Source organism: Rheinheimera sediminis (assembly GCF_004005375.1).
In the GTDB taxonomy this organism is placed as follows: domain Bacteria; phylum Pseudomonadota; class Gammaproteobacteria; order Enterobacterales; family Alteromonadaceae; genus Pararheinheimera.
In genome coordinates this window covers 1-328 of sequence record NZ_RZUF01000099.1, presented here as the reverse complement: position 1 = coordinate 328, position 328 = coordinate 1, and the positions used below count along the sequence as shown (strand labels likewise).

General features: G+C 47.3%; 2 tRNA genes. Both read right to left on the bottom strand.

Features of this window, described 5'->3' with window-relative positions:
* Positions 1–108 precede the first annotated feature (108 nt).
* Positions 109–184, bottom strand: a tRNA-Thr gene (locus EMM73_RS19935).
* Positions 185–197: 13 nt separating this feature from the next.
* Positions 198–272, bottom strand: a tRNA-Gly gene (locus EMM73_RS19930).
* Positions 273–328: the final 56 nt, after the last annotated feature.

Sequence of the window (328 nt, the reverse complement as noted above, 5' to 3'; positions counted from 1 at the left end):
GTTTATTACGTTCGAATTTAGCCTTAGCCATAAATGGACCCTTTATTAACAAACGGCGGTTGTATGAAATAAGTTAGTTTGATTGTACAGCAAGAGAGGCTTTTAAGATGGTGCTGATACCCAGAATCGAACTGGGGACCTCATCCTTACCAAGGATGCGCTCTACCGCCTGAGCTATATCAGCAACTTGATCTGTTTGGAGCGGGCAGCGGGAATCGAACCCGCATCATCAGCTTGGAAGGCTGAGGTAATAGCCATTATACGATGCCCGCGGCCTACTCGTAGCTATTGCACTGAAAATGGTGGAGGGGGAAGGATTCGAACCTTC